Origin of the sequence: Streptomyces sp. NPDC092369 (assembly GCF_044755245.1) — a bacterium.
GTDB lineage: Bacteria > Actinomycetota > Actinomycetes > Streptomycetales > Streptomycetaceae > Streptomyces.
In genome coordinates this window covers 714,110-730,573 of the sequence record NZ_JBIVQP010000004.1, presented here as the reverse complement: position 1 = coordinate 730,573, position 16,464 = coordinate 714,110, and the positions used below count along the sequence as shown (strand labels likewise).

The window sequence follows — 16,464 nt, the reverse complement described above, 5'->3', positions numbered from 1 at the left end:
CGTTCCTGGTGTGCGGGTCAGCGGACGGTTTGGGCGATGGCGTGGAGGGTGTCGATGCCGGTCGGGCTCGTACGGGCGAGCTGGACGGCCGCGACGAGAGGCGGGTAACTGCGGTACAGCGCAAGGCGGTTGGCGGCATCGGCCTCAGCGATGAGGGCGACGACTCGCCCCCGGAACGTGCTCGTGCGGTCCGGGCCGGAGGCGGGGTGTCCGTAGTGCTGGAGGACGATGCGGGCGTCCTCCGCCGTGATCAGCGGTTGCTCGTCGGCGGCCGGGGAGGACGGCGGGACTGGGCAGGAGGCGGTGAGGTTCATGGACGGGGGTCTCCGAACAGGGCGGTGAGGGAGTCGGCGATGTACACGCGGGCGGGGTGATCGAGAAGGTGCTCGGGCTCGACACAGCGCTCGCCGCCGCAGCCCGATGTGACCGCGCCCTGGGCCTCGCGTCCGTGGCCGAGGAGAAAGCCGATGCGGAGCACGGAGCGCAGCTGACTGCCGACCTGGAGCACAGGGGTGCCCGAGTCGTAGGTCGTGCCGACCCAGAGGAGATGGCCGTCGGGCATGTGCCGTGCCGAACCCCAGAAGACGTCGGCGAAGCCCGCGTGCCTGCGGTCGCGTACACGGCGCAGGGGCGCGTTCCCGAGCTGCTGGCGGACGGACTGCACTGCTCGGGCGGGTACGCGGAGGAGCCGTTGGATATCGCGGTCGGCGCGCCCAAGGCGGATGTGCGCGGCGATGTCTGCGCGGACGAGGACCTGCATGCGGGCGCGGGCGTGGTCGTCGTTCACCTCGGGCACCGCCGGTCCAGGAGGTTCTCGGTGACTCGTCGGAGGGCGCCGTTGGCTGTGGTGAGGTCCCTCCTGGTGGTGGCGAGCGCGGTCAGGGCACGGTGCAGGCGGCGCCGCAGAGCGGCGGTCTCCCGGGCTTTCGCGTCGCTGAGACGCCGCTGTTCCGTCTCGGCGGTGGCGCAGGCGTCGGTGAGTTGGGCGTGGAGGTCGGCCGTTACCTGGCGCAGGTGTCTGGTGGTGGTGAGTCCGAGCACGAGCTGTCCTTCCGTCAGGTCCGCCGGCGGCGGTGGTCGTCGAGCCGGATCACGCCTTCGGGCAGCACGCACTGTTGCGGCGCACGCGGGGCGGTCGGCACGGGGGCGGCGGTGTCGAGGGGCAGTGCCTGCTGCTGGGCCGGGCAGGTGGCCGGGTGGGGCATGTGGAGGCGCTCGTAGCCCATGAGCGGCTGCTGCTCGGTGACCCGGCGGGACACCCAGGCGGTGGTGCCGTCGCGGCGCACAGCCGTGTTCCCGGCAGGGTCCGGGTCGCGGTCGACCGCCATGCGCTTCCCGCCGGGCGTGGTGGCGCCGGGCAGAGTCCGCGTCCACAGCACCGCACGGTGGCAGTCGGGGCAGCGGCCGGGCCCGTTCACCGCCGGCCCCCGCCCATGTCCCGGGACACCGCCTCGACCGCTTCCGCGTACGCGGCCTCGGCGGCCTGGGTGCGTTCGATGTGGACGTGCGTCGTCATGGGCTGCCCGCTGGCCGCCACGCAGAAATGGCCTGAGGCGGCACCGCAGTTGGGGCAGTCGGTGTGGGCGCGGATCCAGGCGTCCTTGCGGGATCCGTGGGACTCGTCGCGGGGCTCACCGCGGCGGTTGGTGCAGGGCCGGTCGGGCTGCGCGCGGCATGGCTCCCAGGGGCAGCGCTGCTCGATCTCGGGATGTCGGCGCTCAGCGCGTGAGGTCATGGTCTGATCCCCCGATCAGGTTCCTGTGCTGGTGTGCTGCTGTCTGTCGGCCTCCGCACGCAACTCGGCCCCGAGCTGGGCCCGTTGCGCATGGATTCCGTCATACGGAGTGCCGTCACGGTCGGTGCAGGCGCCGCCGGCCGGGGCCGCGCAGCCGGGGCAGGAGGCGTGGACGGTGGCCCAGGTGTCCAGGCGCGCGGTGTGGGCGACGCCTCGCAGCCCGCGGTCGTTGCGGCACGGACTGCCGGCGGAGACCTCGCAGTAGCCGCAGCGCACGGTCAGCTCCGGCGGGAGGTACAGGGCGCGCGTACCGCCCGGGCCGTCGCGGCCGAGTAGCCGCATCACTGGATCCCGTCCGTATGCCCGCAGTGCCGCAGGCACGCCCTGTTCGGCGAGGGTCTGGAGAATCTCCTCCGGAATGGGCGCGTCCAGGCCGTTGACGGCCATCAGGAGCGGTGGCTGTGTGGCGGCAGGTGGCGCTGTTGTCCGCCGGCCCCGGCCTCGCGCCGGTACGGATGCCAGCGCCAGCGGCCCTGTGCTGGGGCCGGTCGGTACGGCGGGTGCGGCCCTGACCGTCGACGGGGTCGACGTCGGTGAGGCGCGGGGTTCCTGGTCATCGTCCGGCGGCAGGTTCTGCCCGGCGGGCGCGGTGGTGGTCTCGAGCTGCTTGGCCTTGAGGCGCTTTTTGCGCCGCGCCTGGGGCGTGTCGGTGTAGAGGGTCATGTGTGCGTCCCAGTCCAACGGTCCATCACAGAAACGGAGTTGGTAGGAGGAGTTGGTGTTCGGGCGTCGTTTCTCCACGAGGACACCGAGGGCTCTGAGGACTTTCTTGGCGCGGGACACGGTCTCCTCGCTGCTGCCGACGATGGCCGCGATGACGTCGGTCCCGGGGTCGGCGTTGGTTCCGTCGGGGTCGGCGTAGGACGCGATGACCTGGCCGACGTGCACGATCTTCGAGACCTCCGGGCGGTCCATCCGCAGGGCCTCGTCCCGCATCGCGGTCATCCACGCCGTCTGGGGGGTCACGGACTCGCGGGCGCTCACGAGAGTGCGCTCCTGGTGTCTGCGTGGGGCACCGTGGCTCCGATCGACCGAAAGGGGGCATGCCCCGGGCTACTCGCGGTGAGGACGGTGAACGGCCCGGACGGCCCGAAACGTGTGAGGACTCCGGCGGCAGGTGCCGGGGACGGTGGCGGCCACACCGGGGACCGGTGAACCCGACCCGTCCGGCGCGGAGAGCGGGCTCCGCGCGTCGCGTATGCGGGTCCCACGCCACGGAATGCGGCAGATGTTCCGCCGGAGGGACGTCACTTTGCCGCTCCGGGGTCGCGCCGCTGGCCAGGCAAGAACACCCGACGAAGCGGCGGCCGGCCCGCGGCGGAGGGGTGCCGTGCCACGGATTCCTCCAGCGCCCCGGGACGGTCCAGGACATCGGCGTCCTCGTCCTGGAGGCAGTCGTCCTCTACGAAGGCTCCGGCAGCGTCCGCCTCCGTGCTGTCCGCCTCGCCGAGTCGGCGCAGAGCCCGGCCGGCCACGGCCGCGACGACGATCGCCGCGACCGTCCAGCCGCACATCACGTACAGGCCCGTCACCGGTTCTCACCCCGCCTGCGAGGAGAGCGCACGGGGACGTAGCGGCGGCAGCCGGGATCCGATTCGTCGAGCTGGAGATGGCCCGCCCTGGCCAGCGAGGCGAGGTCCGAGCGCACCGTCCGCTCGGTCAGGCCCTTCCACCCCCAGCTGAGGTAGATCTTGGCCGCGATGCTGGTGGTCACCGGGCAGTTGTGGTTCTCGATGCGCGTCAGCAGGCGCGATTGTCGCTCCCCAGGCTCCGGCGTGCTCCGGAACCGAGTTGCTCCGCCTGCCTTCTGGTACGCGGCGATCGCCGCACGGAGTTCGGTGAGCTCGGCGGCCTGGTCGTAGAGCAGGCCGCGGAGCAGGTCCTGCTCCTGGAGGCCCGGGCGGTGCTCGGGCTCCCTTACGTGCGTGGGCCACTGGTGCCACTCGCCATCGATGTCACGAGAGTGGGACCGGGAGAAGCGGTGCCCGTACTGCGCGGTGCAGGTGACGCCGGGGCGGTCGGGGTCTGGCTGCCCGCAGTACCCGCCGGGCGGCGAGATCTCGATGCGGTGCCAGAAGCTGTCCCGCCATTCCTCGGTGCGCCAGGTCCCGCCTGTGCGGCAGTACCGCAACCGGGCCCCGGTCTCGGGGTGTGTTGTCTCGTGGTCGTCCCAGTGGCTGGGCGGGAGTTCGCACTGCGCGGGCAGAGACCAGTGCACGGAGACGCACCGATTGCGGTTGGAGAGGTCAGGCTCGATCTCAGGCACGGAGGCCTCCTCCGCTGGTGGACACGGAGCGGAGGTCTGCCCTGGCGCGGGCGATCCCCGCGCAGCGGCCGGCGCAGTACCAGTGCACCAGGGCGCCGTCCTTGCTTCCGGCAACGCGCACCATGCCGGGCTGCGGGCGAGGGCCGATGCCGACGGAGCCGCAGCCGTCGACACGGCATTCGTCGACGACCGGTCCGCCCGGCAGATCCGCCTTCTTCTTGGCCCGGGCTGGCACGTCGGCGGCGCTGGGGAGCCAGTGCCCAGACGCGTTGCGGCCGAGAGAGCGGCCCGCCATCAGCGCTGCTCCCCGTTCTGCGCGGCTTCGGTGAGGAGTCGGCCGAGCGTGACGTAGCCGTCGACGGGGTTGACGCGTTGACTGCCGCAGGCCGTACACGGCTGCACCAGCTTGAGCGTGGCGGTCTCACGGCTGTAGTCGTACTGGTAGACGAGGTAGTTGGGGCCGCCGGGCTCCAGGATGGCCGTCGCCTCTTCCACTGACTCCGGCAGCCGGTCCGACGGCGTGTACTGCCAGTCCAGGTTCCCGGCGTCTTCACTCAGCGTGCGCGTCGCATGGCGGCGGGCGTAGCGGAGGAACTTCTCACGGTTGTGTTCGTACTCCTCGGCGGCCCGGGCCGGCTGGGCGGCCTCGTGCTCCTTGAATGAGGCGAGCGCGGCTTCGATGATGTTCATACGGCTACCTCGACGGTCTGGGGCTCGTACTGGGCGTGGATCCAGTCGGCGGCCTGGTCGACGGACAGGTGCTCGCTGCGGTGGCGTGCCCAGCGCAGCTGGCTGTCGCCGTACGGGCCGGCCGGGTCGGGGAGGGCGCGGGCCCGCCAGCGCTTGTGCTGGCCGGAGGTGCGGTAGCGGTCGATGGTTCCGGCGACGTCGGCGGCCGTGAGCGGGGGGCGTGGTGTGCGGGTGACCAGCCAGTCCCGGGGCTCTTCGTCGCGTCCGGGCACGGTCTGCTCGCCGGGCCAGAGCCACAGGCCCTTGACCTCGCGGGCGTCCTGGCCGTACCCGTAGGCCGGAGTGGTGGAGCTGGTGATCCCGACGTCCTCGCCGGTGACGATGTGGACGACAGTGCAGCTCCGGCAGATGACCCGGACCGTGAAGCGGCGGAACAGGCTCGCGTGGTCGCAATCTTCGGCCGGGCACTCATGGGCGAGATCCCTGTCGAGCAGGCGCCCGCGCAGGCCCTGGTCGATGCGCAGTTCCGGCTGCCACACGGGCTGCACGCACTCCTCCGCGTGGGCGAACTGCTCCCAGCCGAGGTACAGGTCGGTGACGATGTTCATTGCTCGCCCCCATCGCCCGCGGTGTCCGTGACAGCGGCGGGAGCGGGAGCGGCCGGGATGGGCGCTACGGCTCCGGCGGTCGGGATGAGGTGGCCGGCCGCCATGACGATCGAGGCGAGTGGGTACAGAGTCCCGTTGCCGCCCCGGAGAGCCATGAGGGGCATGTTGTCCGGCTGCTGGCGCTGGCCGAGGTGCATCCACAGCCGGCCGAGCTTGTCGGTCTGGCCGCGGGTGAGGTCGTAGATCCGGCCCCACAGATAGAACGGATCGGCCGCCGCGACCTCAGCCTCGTGGAGCAGGCGCGGGACGTCATGCGCGGTGAGGTGGACCTCGATGCCCTCGATCCGGCCGAAGGCGATCTGGGCGTAACCGGCGGTCCTGGTCGACAGGTTCGGCGGTGTGCCGATCGCATCCAGCCAGTACTCCCAGTCGCTGAGCGAGGTGGCCCGGATGGCGATGGCGACTCGGTCGTGGCTGGGTGCGATCTGGGTGAGCTCAAGCCGGCCTTCGTGCTTGGTCTGCAGGCGGGCAGCCAGCGCGATGGCCTTGCCGCGTGCCTCCTGGCTGTCGTGGGCCCGCTCGGTAGGACCGGCGCTCTGGGCTGCGTTAGGCCGGATCTGCGGCGACTGTCCCTCGACACGGCGCACGACGGGGGCGGTCGGCCCGTCCACGGGTGGCCGGGTGAGCGTCATCACGGTCGCGCCTCGAGCAGAGGGGTCGGCGGGGTTCGGGGGCGGCGCGGGGGCGTGCTGCGGTTCGGGTTCGTCGCCAACGCCGAGGAGGCCCTTACGGCGCAGTGCTGTCGCGATTCGTGTGGCCACTGCGCTCGGGTAGCCGCAGTCGTCGACGATCGTCTCGACCGCGATCTGGTACGCCTCGGGCAGGTCGCGCCGTGCTTCGATCTGCGATCGCAGATGGGCCAGGGTCTTGGCGTCACCGGGCCCGACGAGGCGTCCCTGGTCCTCCAGCTCGGCCACGAACTGGCCGGCGAGCTTGGCGAGTTGTGCCGCGAGGCGCTGTTCGATGTCGGCGCGTGGGCCGGATTCAGTCGTCATGCCGCCGGCCTCTCCATGAATCGCTGGAGGGATCGAACCGCCCTGTACTGGCTCGTCTTCGCGGCTCCCTCGGTCATCCCGAGTGCGGCGGCGGTCTCCTCGACCGTCATCTCGCGCAGGAACCGGCACGCGATGACGCGCCTCTGGTCAGCCGTGATCCGGCCCATCGCGATGCGCAGCAATTCGGTGTCCAGGCGGGCGAAGACCTCGTCGTCGGGAGGCGGGGCGGTGCGGCCCTTGTAGTCGGACAGGACATCCACTTCGTCGGTGAAGATCAGCCGCTGCGTGGGGCTGGCCTTGTAGTGGTCGGCGACGATGTTCCGGGCGATGGTGAACAGCCACGACAGCAGCGGTTTGCCGGTCCACCGAAAGGTGTGCAGCTTCCGGAAGGCGCGGAGGAACGTCTCGGAGGTGATGTCTTCGGTGCGCCACCTGTGGTTGCCGACCCGCTGCCGGACGAAGGCCGCAACAGCGGGGCGGTGCAGGGCGTAGAGCTCGCCGAAGGCGTCGGTGTCGCCTTGCTGCGCACGGGCGATGAGGTCCGGTTCTGGCGTGTCGCTGCAGGTCGGTCTGGCGTTAGCCTCAGTGATCAAGGCCTTCTCCGTTCATGAGCAGATGAACTGTGGTGGGCTGGTTGCTGCAGGGCTGCTCGGCTGGCCAGGCCCGGCCGTCGGGCAGCCCTCATGCATCAGGTGGCGCGGCGGCTGCGCGAGCGCGGAGTCCGCTGCTTTGGCACTGCCACCCCCGGGGTGGTGGGGTCTTCCGTGATGAGCGAGTCGACGCGTCCGCCATAGACAGCGCGGAACTTGCACAGAGTCGGCAGGCTGGGCTCTCCCCCGTTCGCCAGCCGGTACAGGGTCGCCCGGCCGATGCCGGTCCGGCTGGCGATGTCTTCTACGCTCTCGTCGCCCATTGACCTGGCTTTTTTCATGAGCGCGGTCATGTTCAGGCGGATCATGCGTGCTTCCCCCTCGGGATGTCTCATGCGTGGGACTAAGTCCCACGGCTGAAACATATGCAACTAACTCACACGCGCGCAAGTTGCATCACCGAAGTCGCGGAAGGATTTTTCAGGGGGGATCAGGGAGCCTCGCGCGAGCTCTGACCTGCAATGGCGAGAAAATGGGCCTTGACCTGCGAAGTCTCATGCGTGAGACATGAGTGCAAGTTGCATGCGTGCGCGCTACTCTCGCGGAATGCGGAGCATGGAAGATCCCCCCCACGGCAGTACGCGCGAGGAGCGACAAGCCGTCGCGCAACGCGTTGGCGCCTACTTGACGAAGGCCGCGACCGCGGCCGGATTCGATGTGCGCCAGAGGGCCGGCGGCCGAGCGCAGCTCGCCGACCTGCTCAACGTGAGCCTCACGACGGTCAGTCGGACCCTGGACGGCAAAACCTTGCCGATGCCGTCGCAACTCACGTCCTGGGCGTCAGTCCTTCATCTGGACCACCAGCAGCTGCTGCTTGAATCCGGACTGATTCCATCCAAACCATCCCCAGAGACACCAAATAGGGATGTAGCCTCGGCCGAACTCACCCCGGAGGCAGCGATGGACGCCTGGGAGATCACCGATCCAAAGATCCGCAAGATGCTCGCCGGAAACATCGGGCAGGCCGTCGAACTCCAACGAGAGATCGACGCCGCCGACCCGGGAGCAACAGCAAGGGGGTAAACCAGTGGCCTACAAACTGGCGGGAGCCGCGACGGTCGCATTCGCAGTGGGCGGCGTCCTGACGGTGGACGGAATCGTCCGGCACACCTGGGAGACAGCCGCTGGAGGAGTCGCGTTCCTCGCCGCCGGCGTCGCCGGCGTCCTGGCAGCCACGATGCGGTACATCCTCGCGCGTTTCGAAGAACGGACGCGCCGTGATCTCAACGAAGTAGCCGAAGAGCGGCGGCGCCTCGAGCTCGAGATGCAGCAGCGGGAGCACGACCTCGAACGGCGCCAGGAAGCGCTCGAGCGGTCCAGAGTTACGGGCAGCCTCCGCATGGCCAGTTACGCGTACGAGCTCGACGGCTACATGACCCTCGCGACTCGCCTGCGCCGGCGCGTAGAGGAGCTGGAGACGGAGATCCAGGAGGTCAACGACGAGCGCAACCAGCTGATCGCGCGCGAGCTCCTCTTGGCGAGCGGCCAGTTCACACAGAGGACTTATGGGGAGCTCAAGGCCGTCGCGGGAGTCGACTCACAGACGCTGTACCCGGCGGGACACGGGGAGCACACGGCCGAGGTGTCCGTCCTGTACGCCGATCAAGGCCGTGAGCACAGATGAATCGATACCTCAACCTCCTTTGCGGTGAAGGACGTTGACACTCGATTGAGTCATGGCGAAGGCCGCTCTCCCGTGGGGGGTAGAGCGGCCTTCGTGCGCTGTGCGTGGCAAAGAGCCGCCTTCACTGGGGTGAAGCGCGTCTCACGAAATCTCACAGCACCCCGGCCCTCTAGGCGGACAGAGTGCCGTGAATCTGGACAGGGTGGACGTGCTTGGACGCCCTTGGACGTGGAATGGGCAACGCGCGCTTAAGCACCCAGCACCGAGAGGAACGGGCACCCCGCCGTGTTCGCGCCCGCGGATCCGCCGGTCCGGCGTGCAGCGGGCGCCGGACCGGCGATCGGCACAAGTGACGGGGTCAGATCCAGCCCCGGCGGGCCGCCTCCGCACCCGCCTGGAAGCGGCTGCGGGCGTTCATCCTGGCAGCCAGGGCCGCGTTCATCCGGCGGACCGTGCGCAGCGAGATGCCCAGCAGCCGGGCGGCCGTCGCGTCGGTGTGCCCCTTGGCCTGCAGGGCAAGGAGTTCGTCCTCCTGCGGGGTCAGGCCGTTGGTGTCGCGCGGAGGTTCCGGGCCGACCGGCGTGGCCGAGGTCCACAGGCTCTCGAAGAGCGAACGGGCCACCGCGACCGCGCCCTCGCTCCGCAGTTCCAGAGCGCCGGCCCGGCCGTTGTCGGGGTCGAGGGGGACGACGGCGACCTCGTTGTCGACGACGGCCATGGCGATGGGAAGGACGGGCAACGTACGGCTCTGTGCCCCCAGTTCGCCCAGCAGGTCGACGTGGCGCAGGGCGTTGGGCTCGTTGCGGAAACTGTCCTGGTAGATACTGCGGACGCGGACCCCTCGTTCCAGGGCCTGGCGGCCCAAGCGCCGGCCGGTGGCGAGAAGGTCCGGAGCCCGCGAGGCCGCCGGCAGCACGGTGAGGCACTCGACGCTCGCCAACTCGGCGAGTTCGACGAGGCGTTCACGGACCGATGCAAGGCCCTCCAAGCGTCTGACGACCTCGAACTGGCGGCCCTTCTTGTGACCCCTTTCCTGGGTATCGCCGACGGCGAGCGTGGAGACGATCTCGCGCGCGGCCTTCAATTGCCGTTGTTCCTTGACCAGTTCTGCCTCCCGGCGCGAGAGGAAGTACGGCAGGCCGACCGCCGGATCGACGGCATGGAAGGCCGGATCCGCGGGTTCGGAGTCCGTGTCGTCGTGGCAGTCGAGCAGGCAGAGCTCGGCCAATCGGTCCAGCGCCGCGCGTACTTGTTGTTCGTCCTGACCCAGGCGGGTGACGATCTCGTGCAGTCTCAGCCCCGGCTCCTCCAGAACCAGCCGGAAGACAAGCTCCGTCCGCGCATCAAGTCCCAGCATCTGTAACATTTCTGGCTCCCCCGCCATCGTCCACCGTTGCGTACCGGGGCAGAGCCCCGGGCGATGCCAGGCGTGAGTGTATGGCGACACCCAGTTACAGGTCTAGACCATGATTCTCCCTGCTCTCAGGGCTGTTCCGGCCCGCCGGAGCGGAGATCAGCAGGTCGCCGGGGTGTTCGACGCATCGAACCACGCTGACGACGACACTGGCCACAAGGGGACTGTCCGCCCCCTGCCACCGCGCCGCTCACCTGCTTCGGAACGGGGTCCCGGCAGCGATCGCGCATGGCAGTCCGGTGCCTCGCACCTTGCGGCCACTGCGAAACGTAGCGACGCGGCAGTCCGTACCAGCAGGCTCATGCTCAGCCGAGGGCCCACAGGTCCCTTGCGCACACCGCCCGTTGCCACGCCTCATGCGAGGAGTTCCCCATGCGCAGGTTCTGTCGCCCGGTATTCCGCCTCTCCCGGACGGGTGCGTCGACCGCGCCGGGGCCCTGCCCGGACGGGCTCGCACGGGGGTGACCGGGATACAGGGAAACCGAATCCGTGCGCCTCGTGACCGCGCTGCTCGTTCCGCTCGTGCCGGCGCGGCCGGATGCCTGGCCTCCCGAGGACGTCGCCCTCTGGCTGAGTTCGGCGTGCCACGACAGTCGCTTTCCGGTTCCGCGCCCCGCGCATCTGCGTGCCGTGGTGTGCCGGCGGCGTTCGGTGCACGCCGCGCTCTTCATGGAGAGCCTCGATCCCCTGCACGCCGAGCTCGCGGCCCTCGACTTCCTCCTCGCCACGCTCGCCACCGGGCCCGGACCGCGGGGCTGGTGTCTCTCGTCCCTGGGACTGCCGGATCTGCGCTCACTGCCCCGACGGAAAGGACCTGACCCCCCATGTCACGGGTACGCCCCACCGTGTCGGTGATCATCCCCAACTACAACTACGACAAGACGCTCCGGGCCTGTCTGGAGTCCGTGTACGCGCAGACCCTCGCACCCCTGGACGTCGTGGTCGTCGACGACGCCAGCACCGACCGCTCCCGCGAGGTGGCCCGCGAGTTCCCCTGTGTCCTGGTGGCCCGTCCGGACAACGGCGGGGTCTCGGCGGCGCGGAACCTCGGCGCCTCGACCGCACGGGGCGAGATCTTCTTCTTCCTCGACTCCGACATCGCCCTGGAGCCCGACGCCATCGAAAACGCCGTCGATCTGCTCCTGGGCGAACCCGAGACGGGGTGTGTGCACGGGATCGTGGCTCCCGAGCCGCTCTTCGACGACGGCCCCGTGGAGGTGTACCACTGCCTGCACGCGCACTTCTGGCGCCGCCGCAGCGCCGGACTCGTCGGGACCGCCTTCTTCGCCATGGCCGCGATCGAGCGCCGGGTCTTCGAGGAGGTCGGCCCCTTCGACGAGAACCTCCGGGACTCGGAGGACGTCGAGTACAGCGACCGCCTGGCCGTCACCCACCGCATCCGCCTCACGCCGAAGGTGGCGGGCCGCCATGACGACGTGGACCGGTTCGTGCCGATGCTCGCCGAGCAGTACCGGCGCTCTCAACTCCTCATCCCCGTGGCCGCGGTGGAGCGCCGGCGCGGCGGCGGACTGCGCGCGAACCCCACCCGCGGTGTGCTGGCGGCGGCGCTGGTCCCGGCCACCCTGCCACTGGCGTTCGTCAGCCTGTGGCTGCTGGCGGTGCCGCTGGCCTGTGCGCTGGCCTTCGCCGTGGCCGATCCGCAGCTGTCCCGCTTTGTGGCCGGCCGCAAGGGAGTCGCGTTCCTGGTGTGGTTCACCGGCGTCCACTTCGCCGTGCATCTCGCTCTGGTGCTCGGCGCGTTGCACGGCGGTGTCCGCTGGGTCCTGGACCCCGGCTTCGGTCCGTCCGTAAGAGGCCGGGACCGTGCCGCGGCGGCGATGCCGTCGTGACGGGCAACGAGCGGGACGAGGCTGTCGACCGGGTGCCGGACCCCGGTGAGCGGCCGTCCCGGCGATCTCGCGTGCTGCGGGTCGTCGTCGCCGTCGCGCTGATCGCGGCCACCGTCTTCGCCGTCGGGGGCTCGGTGCGCGGTGCCGGTTCCGAGATCTCGCAGGCGGCGGACCGCCCCGGCGGTGTGCTGCTGCTGGGGGCCGCGCTGGTGGCGAACGCGGTCGGCCTGGGCCTGTCGATGCTGTCGTGGCGGGTACTGCTGTCCGACGGCGGGCGCCGGATCCGGGCGGCCGACGCGGCCCGCATCTTCTTCATCGGGGTCATCAGCAAGTTCGTACCGGGCCGGGTCTGGGGTGTGCTCGCGCATGTCCAACTGGGCAAGGCCGTCGGCATCGCCCCCGAGCAGATGATCGCCGCCTTCGGGCTCGGTCTCGTCATCGGGACGAGCACGGGCGCCGCCTTCGGTCTGCTGGTCGCGCCGGCCGTGCTGGGGGCCCAGGCCTGGGTGCTGGCGCCGTTGATCCTGCTGGCGGCGGCCGCCGTGGCGCGGCCCGGCTGGGTCAACGGACTGGTGTCCCTCACCATGCGGCTGGCCCGGCGGCCCGCGTCGGCCGTCCAGGGCTCGCCCCGGACGGTGCGCGCCTCGATCGGCTGGGCCTGTGTGTCCTGGGTGGTGTCCGGGCTGCATCTGTGGGCCATCGCCGTGCTGTTCGGAGCTCCGCCGCTGTCCTCCCTGCCCGTGTGCGTCGGCGGGTTCGCCCTCGCCACCGTCGCCGGGAGTCTCGCCTTCGTGCTGCCCGACGGCTGGGGAGCACGCGAGCTGGTCCTGCTCGCGCTGCTCAGCCCGGTCCTGCCGCTGCCCGCCGCCACCGCGGCGGCGATCACCAGCCGAGTGGTCTGCGTGCTGAGCGAGGTGGCCGCCACCGGCGGCGCCTTGCTCTGGGCGCGCGCCGCCGGCCCCGCGCGATCCCCCCGAACCTCGCTTCAGGAAGGAACCGCATGACTTCCGACGGACGCCTGCTCACCGTCGACGACTGCGAAGAGATGCCGGTGCGTCAGGTCCACGACCTGTATCGCGCCCACATCAACAAGAGCCAGGTGGCGTTGATGACCTCCTTCGGCTTCGGCCGGGAGCTGGTCGACCATGCCGAGGGCTCGTGGATCCACACCCGCGACGGACGCCGCATCCTGGACTTCACCGGCGGAGTGGGCGTGCTCAGCCACGGCCACAACCATCCCCGTATCCTCGCCGCGCGCCGACGCTTCCAGGAACAGCGCAGGATGGAGGTCCACAAGACCTACTTCTCGCCTTACGTCGCCGCGCTCGGCCACAACCTCGCCCAACTCCTGCCCGGCGACCTGAACATGTCGTTCCTGCCGAACTCGGGCGCCGAGGCCGTCGAGGGCGCCGTGAAGCTGGCGTACAAGTACCACCGGGGCCGCCGGCAGCGGATCCTGCACGCCGACATCAGCTTCCACGGCAAGCTCCTCGGCTCCGGCAGCCTGACCGGCAGTGCGCAGAACAGCTTCGCCTTCCCCGGCATCCCCGGCGTGTCCTCCTTCCGCTACGGCGACCTGGACTCCGTACGCGCGGCCGTCGACGCCACGCGTGACGCCAAGGGCCGCTGCGACACGTACGCCCTTCTCATCGAGCCCTTCTCCGCCTCGACGATGACCGAGTGCTCCGAGGAATTCCTGCGCGGGCTGCGGGAGTTGTGCACGGCCGAGGACATCGTGCTGATCTTCGACGAGATCTACACCGGCTGGGGCAAGACCGGCACGCTCTTCCACTTCATGCGCTATCCGGGTCTGGTGCCGGATGTGGTGACCACGTCCAAGTCCTTCGGCGGCGGCAAGTCGTCGATCTCCGCCTTCGTGGCGCGCGAGCCGGTCTTCCGGGCCGCGTACGACAGTCTCGGCGACGCCATGCTCCAGTCCACCAGCACCACGTACTACGGATTCGGCGAGGAGACCGCGACCGCCATCGAGGCCGTCAACATCGCCGTCGAGGACGACTATCCGGGACGCGCCCGTGCCATCGAGCGCGTCCTCGCCCCGGGGCTCGCCCGCCTGCGCAAGCAGTATCCCGACGTCATCGCCGACGTCCGCGGGGCCGGCGCCCTCTACGGGATCTTCCTCGACGGCGGCCCCAGGCTCCTGGACCTCGCCGCGAAGCTCGCGCCCGGTGGTCTGGCGCGCGACCCGCTGCTGCGCACCAAGGTCATCACCTGTGCGGTGGTCAACGCGATGTACCACGACCACGACGTGTACATGTACTACACGCTCAACGGGCGCAGTCCCCTGGTGGCGGCTCCCTCGCTCGTCGCGGGTGCCGAGGAGGTCGAGATCTTCCTCGACGCCCTGGACAAGACGCTGGCCAAGGGCATGAACCGGCTGCTCGGCGCCTTCTTCAAGGACAAGGCGGTGTCCCGATGGGCGGCCTGACCATCGCGGTGACCGGCGCGGCGGGCATGCTCGGCTCGCATCTCGTGGCCCGGCTCGCCGAGGACGGCCACGACGTCGTGGGGATCGACGTGATCGACGACGCGCGGTCCCCGCAGGGGGCGCGGCACGTCGTCGCCGACATCCGCGACGCCCCCGCCCTCGACCGGGCCTTCGACGGCGTGGACGCGCTGGTCCACTGTGCGGCGGCGCTGCCCAGCTACCCCGCCGACCAGATCCGCTCGGTGACGGTCGACGGCACCCGCAGCGTCCTGTCCGCCGCCCACCGGGCCCGTGTCGACCGGGTCGTGCACATCTCCTCGACAGCCGTCTACGGCCTCCCCAAGCAGGTACCGACACCCGAGGAGCATCCGCGGGAACCGGTGGACCCCTACAGCAGGGCCAAGGCCGAGGCGGAGGAGGTCTGCGAGGAGTTCCGGGCCCGGGGCATGTGCCTGTCGGTGCTGCGCCCCAAGACGTTCCTGGGTCCCGGCCGGATGGGCCTGTTCTCGATGCTGTTCGAGTGGGCCGAGGAGGGGCGCAACTTCCCCGTCCTGGGCCGGGGCGACGTACGTATCCAGATGTTCGGCATGGACGATCTCGTCGACGCCGTGGTGCTGGCGCTGCACGCCGATCCGGAGACCGCCAACGACGTGTACAACCTGGGCGCGGCCGAATTCGGCACGCTGCGCGAGGACTTCCAGGCCGTGCTCGACGCGGCGGGACACGGCAAACGGCTCGTCCCCCTGCCCGCCGCTCCCGCCCTGAGCGTGCTGCGGCTGCTGGAGCGCGGCCGTCTGTCACCGGTCTACGGGCGGCTGCTCTTCAAGCTTCTGGACGACTCCTACGTGGACATCAGCCGCGCCCAGGAGCGCCTGGGCTTCAAGCCGGTGCAGTCCAACCAGGACGCCATCCTGCGCACCTACGACTGGTGGCGCACCCAGCGGCGGGCCGGCGGGCACACCGCCGGCACGGGCCGGACGAGCCGGGAGCCATGGCGTCAAGGAGCGCTCAGCCTCGCCAAGGTGTTCTTCTGAGACCCTCTGGAGCCCATGCCGTGGACACCACGCAGTCCTCACCCGCGCCCGCGCGCGTGGTGGCAGTCCAGCCCCAGCCGCCCGATCCGCCGGACGCTGCCGCTCGCGCCGAGGCACCCGCCCGGCACCGCCCCTATCCGCTCGACCTGTTCGCGCTCCTGCGCCCCCACCAGTGGGTGAAGAACCTGGCCGTGGTGCCGCTGGCCCTGCTCGACGCGCGGCCGTGGTCGGGTGCCGCGCTGCTGCGCACCGGTTGGGCCGTGGTCGGCTTCACGCTGGCCTCGGCGCTCGTCTACGTCGTCAACGACCTGGCCGACCGGGAGCGGGACCGGCTGCACCCGGTCAAGCGCCGCCGTCCGATCGCCTCCGGCCGGGTCTCCGCCCCGGCTGCGGCCGCCCTGGCCGGAGGGCTGGCGCTGTCGCTGTGCGGCTGGGCGCTCATCGGTCCCGCGTGGCGGTGGTGGCCCGCCGCCGTCTACCTGGTGATCAGTTTCGCCTACGCGCGCGGGCTCAAGCATGTGCCTCTGGTGGACGCGTTCATCGTCGCCACCGGTTTCGTCCTGCGCCTCGCGCAGGGGGCGTTGGCCCTGGGCAGCGGGGTCTCCGCGTGGCTCGCGCTCTGCGTCTTCTGTCTCTGCCTGATGCTGTCGCTCGGCAAGCGCCGGCACGAGTTGGGCGCGGCGGGTCTCGCCCACCGTCCCGCGCTGCGCGGATACACGCGCGCGTTCCTCGACCACCTGGTCGTGCTGGTGGCGGTCCTGACAGCGATGTCGTACGTCTGCTACCTGCGGGACGACGCCACCTTCGCGTCCAGGGCGCCCCTCGTGGTCCTGCTGTCCGCCCCCTGTGCCGTGTTCGGACTGGCCCGCTATCTGCAGGTGCTGCTGGTCGAGGACGGCGGGGCCGAACCGGTCCGCATTCTGCTCCGCGACCGGGCGACGCTCGTCAACGCGCTCCTGTGGGGTGTGCTCATCGCCGTCGCCCTGCTGCTGTCCCACCGCCCGTTCTGATTCCTCCGACCGCTCGAAGGTG

General features: G+C 70.6%; 22 protein-coding genes. 7 read left to right on the top strand and 15 right to left on the bottom strand.

What is annotated here, in order from left to right; all coding sequences use genetic code 11:
* Positions 1-17 precede the first annotated feature (17 nt).
* The 14 genes from ACIQI8_RS27160 to ACIQI8_RS27095 all read right to left on the bottom strand — a co-directional run bounded on the left by ACIQI8_RS27160 (position 18) and on the right by ACIQI8_RS27095 (position 7,372).
* Positions 18-314, bottom strand: coding sequence for a hypothetical protein (locus tag ACIQI8_RS27160; RefSeq protein ID WP_402355457.1), 297 nt, complete (start codon positions 312-314; stop codon positions 18-20).
* Entirely contained in the window at positions 311-787 is a 477-nt protein-coding gene (locus tag ACIQI8_RS27155) for a hypothetical protein (RefSeq protein WP_402355455.1), read from the bottom strand. The genes ACIQI8_RS27160 and ACIQI8_RS27155 overlap by 4 nt, the downstream gene beginning before the upstream one ends.
* Positions 784-1,041: a hypothetical protein gene (locus ACIQI8_RS27150; RefSeq protein ID WP_402355453.1), complete on the bottom strand. Its 258-nt coding sequence runs from the start codon at positions 1,039-1,041 to the stop codon at positions 784-786. Before ACIQI8_RS27150 ends, ACIQI8_RS27155 begins: the two co-directional genes overlap by 4 nt.
* A gap of 14 nt (positions 1,042-1,055) precedes the next feature.
* Positions 1,056-1,418, bottom strand: coding sequence for a hypothetical protein (locus tag ACIQI8_RS27145; protein WP_402355451.1), 363 nt, complete (start codon positions 1,416-1,418; stop codon positions 1,056-1,058).
* The gene (locus ACIQI8_RS27140) at positions 1,415-1,735 is read right to left on the bottom strand and encodes a hypothetical protein (protein ID WP_402355449.1); all 321 of its coding nucleotides are present in this window, start codon (positions 1,733-1,735) and stop codon (positions 1,415-1,417) included. The genes ACIQI8_RS27145 and ACIQI8_RS27140 overlap by 4 nt, the downstream gene beginning before the upstream one ends.
* 15 nt (positions 1,736-1,750) lie before the next feature.
* Positions 1,751-2,779: a hypothetical protein gene (locus ACIQI8_RS27135; RefSeq protein WP_402355447.1), complete on the bottom strand. Its 1,029-nt coding sequence runs from the start codon at positions 2,777-2,779 to the stop codon at positions 1,751-1,753.
* A gap of 263 nt (positions 2,780-3,042) precedes the next feature.
* Positions 3,043-3,327, bottom strand: a complete 285-nt coding sequence (locus ACIQI8_RS27130) for a hypothetical protein (RefSeq protein WP_402355445.1) — start codon at positions 3,325-3,327, stop codon at positions 3,043-3,045.
* Positions 3,324-4,061, bottom strand: a complete 738-nt coding sequence (locus ACIQI8_RS27125) for a hypothetical protein (protein WP_402355443.1) — start codon at positions 4,059-4,061, stop codon at positions 3,324-3,326. The genes ACIQI8_RS27130 and ACIQI8_RS27125 overlap by 4 nt, the downstream gene beginning before the upstream one ends.
* The gene (locus ACIQI8_RS27120) at positions 4,054-4,356 is read right to left on the bottom strand and encodes a hypothetical protein (RefSeq protein WP_402355441.1); all 303 of its coding nucleotides are present in this window, start codon (positions 4,354-4,356) and stop codon (positions 4,054-4,056) included. The genes ACIQI8_RS27125 and ACIQI8_RS27120 overlap by 8 nt, the downstream gene beginning before the upstream one ends.
* Entirely contained in the window at positions 4,356-4,751 is a 396-nt protein-coding gene (locus tag ACIQI8_RS27115; RefSeq protein ID WP_402355439.1) for a hypothetical protein, read from the bottom strand. Before ACIQI8_RS27115 ends, ACIQI8_RS27120 begins: the two co-directional genes overlap by 1 nt.
* Positions 4,748-5,359, bottom strand: a complete 612-nt coding sequence (locus ACIQI8_RS27110) for a hypothetical protein (RefSeq protein WP_402355437.1) — start codon at positions 5,357-5,359, stop codon at positions 4,748-4,750. The genes ACIQI8_RS27115 and ACIQI8_RS27110 overlap by 4 nt, the downstream gene beginning before the upstream one ends.
* Entirely contained in the window at positions 5,356-6,414 is a 1,059-nt protein-coding gene (locus ACIQI8_RS27105) for a BN159_2729 family protein (protein ID WP_402355435.1), read from the bottom strand. The genes ACIQI8_RS27110 and ACIQI8_RS27105 overlap by 4 nt, the downstream gene beginning before the upstream one ends.
* Complete coding sequence (locus tag ACIQI8_RS27100) at positions 6,411-7,007, bottom strand: RNA polymerase sigma factor (RefSeq protein ID WP_402355433.1); 597 nt, start codon at positions 7,005-7,007, stop codon at positions 6,411-6,413. The genes ACIQI8_RS27105 and ACIQI8_RS27100 overlap by 4 nt, the downstream gene beginning before the upstream one ends.
* A gap of 95 nt (positions 7,008-7,102) precedes the next feature.
* Positions 7,103-7,372, bottom strand: coding sequence for a helix-turn-helix domain-containing protein (locus tag ACIQI8_RS27095; RefSeq protein ID WP_402355431.1), 270 nt, complete (start codon positions 7,370-7,372; stop codon positions 7,103-7,105).
* A gap of 247 nt (positions 7,373-7,619) precedes the next feature.
* Here ACIQI8_RS27095 and ACIQI8_RS27090 point away from each other — a divergent pair, with 247 nt between their 5' ends.
* Positions 7,620-8,087, top strand: a complete 468-nt coding sequence (locus ACIQI8_RS27090; protein ID WP_402355429.1) for a transcriptional regulator — start codon at positions 7,620-7,622, stop codon at positions 8,085-8,087.
* A gap of 4 nt (positions 8,088-8,091) precedes the next feature.
* Positions 8,092-8,688 (top strand): hypothetical protein, encoded by a 597-nt coding sequence (locus ACIQI8_RS27085; protein WP_402355427.1) that lies wholly within the window; start codon positions 8,092-8,094, stop codon positions 8,686-8,688.
* A 358-nt stretch (positions 8,689-9,046) separates the two neighbouring features.
* Here ACIQI8_RS27085 and ACIQI8_RS27080 read toward each other — a convergent pair whose 3' ends face one another.
* On the bottom strand, positions 9,047-10,054 hold the full coding sequence (locus tag ACIQI8_RS27080; protein WP_402355425.1) for a LuxR C-terminal-related transcriptional regulator: 1,008 nt from the start codon (positions 10,052-10,054) through the stop codon (positions 9,047-9,049).
* Positions 10,055-10,926: 872 nt separating this feature from the next.
* Here ACIQI8_RS27080 and ACIQI8_RS27075 point away from each other — a divergent pair.
* The 5 genes from ACIQI8_RS27075 to ACIQI8_RS27055 are packed head-to-tail and all read left to right on the top strand — an operon-like array spanning position 10,927 to position 16,442.
* Entirely contained in the window at positions 10,927-11,952 is a 1,026-nt protein-coding gene (locus ACIQI8_RS27075; RefSeq protein ID WP_402355423.1) for a glycosyltransferase family 2 protein, read from the top strand.
* Positions 11,949-12,956: a lysylphosphatidylglycerol synthase domain-containing protein gene (locus ACIQI8_RS27070; RefSeq protein ID WP_402355421.1), complete on the top strand. Its 1,008-nt coding sequence runs from the start codon at positions 11,949-11,951 to the stop codon at positions 12,954-12,956. Before ACIQI8_RS27075 ends, ACIQI8_RS27070 begins: the two co-directional genes overlap by 4 nt.
* Positions 12,953-14,398 (top strand): aspartate aminotransferase family protein, encoded by a 1,446-nt coding sequence (locus tag ACIQI8_RS27065; protein ID WP_402355419.1) that lies wholly within the window; start codon positions 12,953-12,955, stop codon positions 14,396-14,398. The genes ACIQI8_RS27070 and ACIQI8_RS27065 overlap by 4 nt, the downstream gene beginning before the upstream one ends.
* A complete protein-coding gene (locus tag ACIQI8_RS27060; RefSeq protein WP_402355417.1) occupies positions 14,386-15,432 on the top strand; it encodes an NAD-dependent epimerase/dehydratase family protein in 1,047 nt (348 codons plus the stop codon). Before ACIQI8_RS27065 ends, ACIQI8_RS27060 begins: the two co-directional genes overlap by 13 nt.
* A gap of 20 nt (positions 15,433-15,452) precedes the next feature.
* Positions 15,453-16,442 carry a UbiA prenyltransferase family protein gene (locus ACIQI8_RS27055; protein ID WP_402355415.1) on the top strand — a complete coding sequence of 330 codons (990 nt, stop codon included), beginning with the start codon at positions 15,453-15,455 and terminating at the stop codon, positions 16,440-16,442.
* The last annotated feature ends 22 nt before the right edge of the window (positions 16,443-16,464 follow it).

Excerpts from the sequence above, each read along its gene's own strand:
- ACIQI8_RS27160 (WP_402355457.1), bottom strand. The coding sequence starts at position 314 with ATGAACCTCACCGCCTCCTGCCCAGTCCCGCCGTCCTCCCCGGCCGCC.
- ACIQI8_RS27140 (WP_402355449.1), bottom strand. The coding sequence starts at position 1,735 with ATGACCTCACGCGCTGAGCGCCGACATCCCGAGATCGAGCAGCGCTGC.
- ACIQI8_RS27120 (WP_402355441.1), bottom strand. The coding sequence starts at position 4,356 with ATGGCGGGCCGCTCTCTCGGCCGCAACGCGTCTGGGCACTGGCTCCCC.
- ACIQI8_RS27115 (WP_402355439.1), bottom strand. The coding sequence starts at position 4,751 with ATGAACATCATCGAAGCCGCGCTCGCCTCATTCAAGGAGCACGAGGCC.
- ACIQI8_RS27110 (WP_402355437.1), bottom strand. The coding sequence starts at position 5,359 with ATGAACATCGTCACCGACCTGTACCTCGGCTGGGAGCAGTTCGCCCAC.
- ACIQI8_RS27105 (WP_402355435.1), bottom strand. The coding sequence starts at position 6,414 with ATGACGACTGAATCCGGCCCACGCGCCGACATCGAACAGCGCCTCGCG.
- ACIQI8_RS27095 (WP_402355431.1), bottom strand. The coding sequence starts at position 7,372 with ATGATCCGCCTGAACATGACCGCGCTCATGAAAAAAGCCAGGTCAATG.
- ACIQI8_RS27090 (WP_402355429.1), top strand. The coding sequence starts at position 7,620 with ATGGAAGATCCCCCCCACGGCAGTACGCGCGAGGAGCGACAAGCCGTC.
- ACIQI8_RS27080 (WP_402355425.1), bottom strand. The coding sequence starts at position 10,054 with ATGTTACAGATGCTGGGACTTGATGCGCGGACGGAGCTTGTCTTCCGG.
- ACIQI8_RS27075 (WP_402355423.1), top strand. The coding sequence starts at position 10,927 with ATGTCACGGGTACGCCCCACCGTGTCGGTGATCATCCCCAACTACAAC.
- ACIQI8_RS27065 (WP_402355419.1), top strand. The coding sequence starts at position 12,953 with ATGACTTCCGACGGACGCCTGCTCACCGTCGACGACTGCGAAGAGATG.
- ACIQI8_RS27060 (WP_402355417.1), top strand. The coding sequence starts at position 14,386 with ATGGGCGGCCTGACCATCGCGGTGACCGGCGCGGCGGGCATGCTCGGC.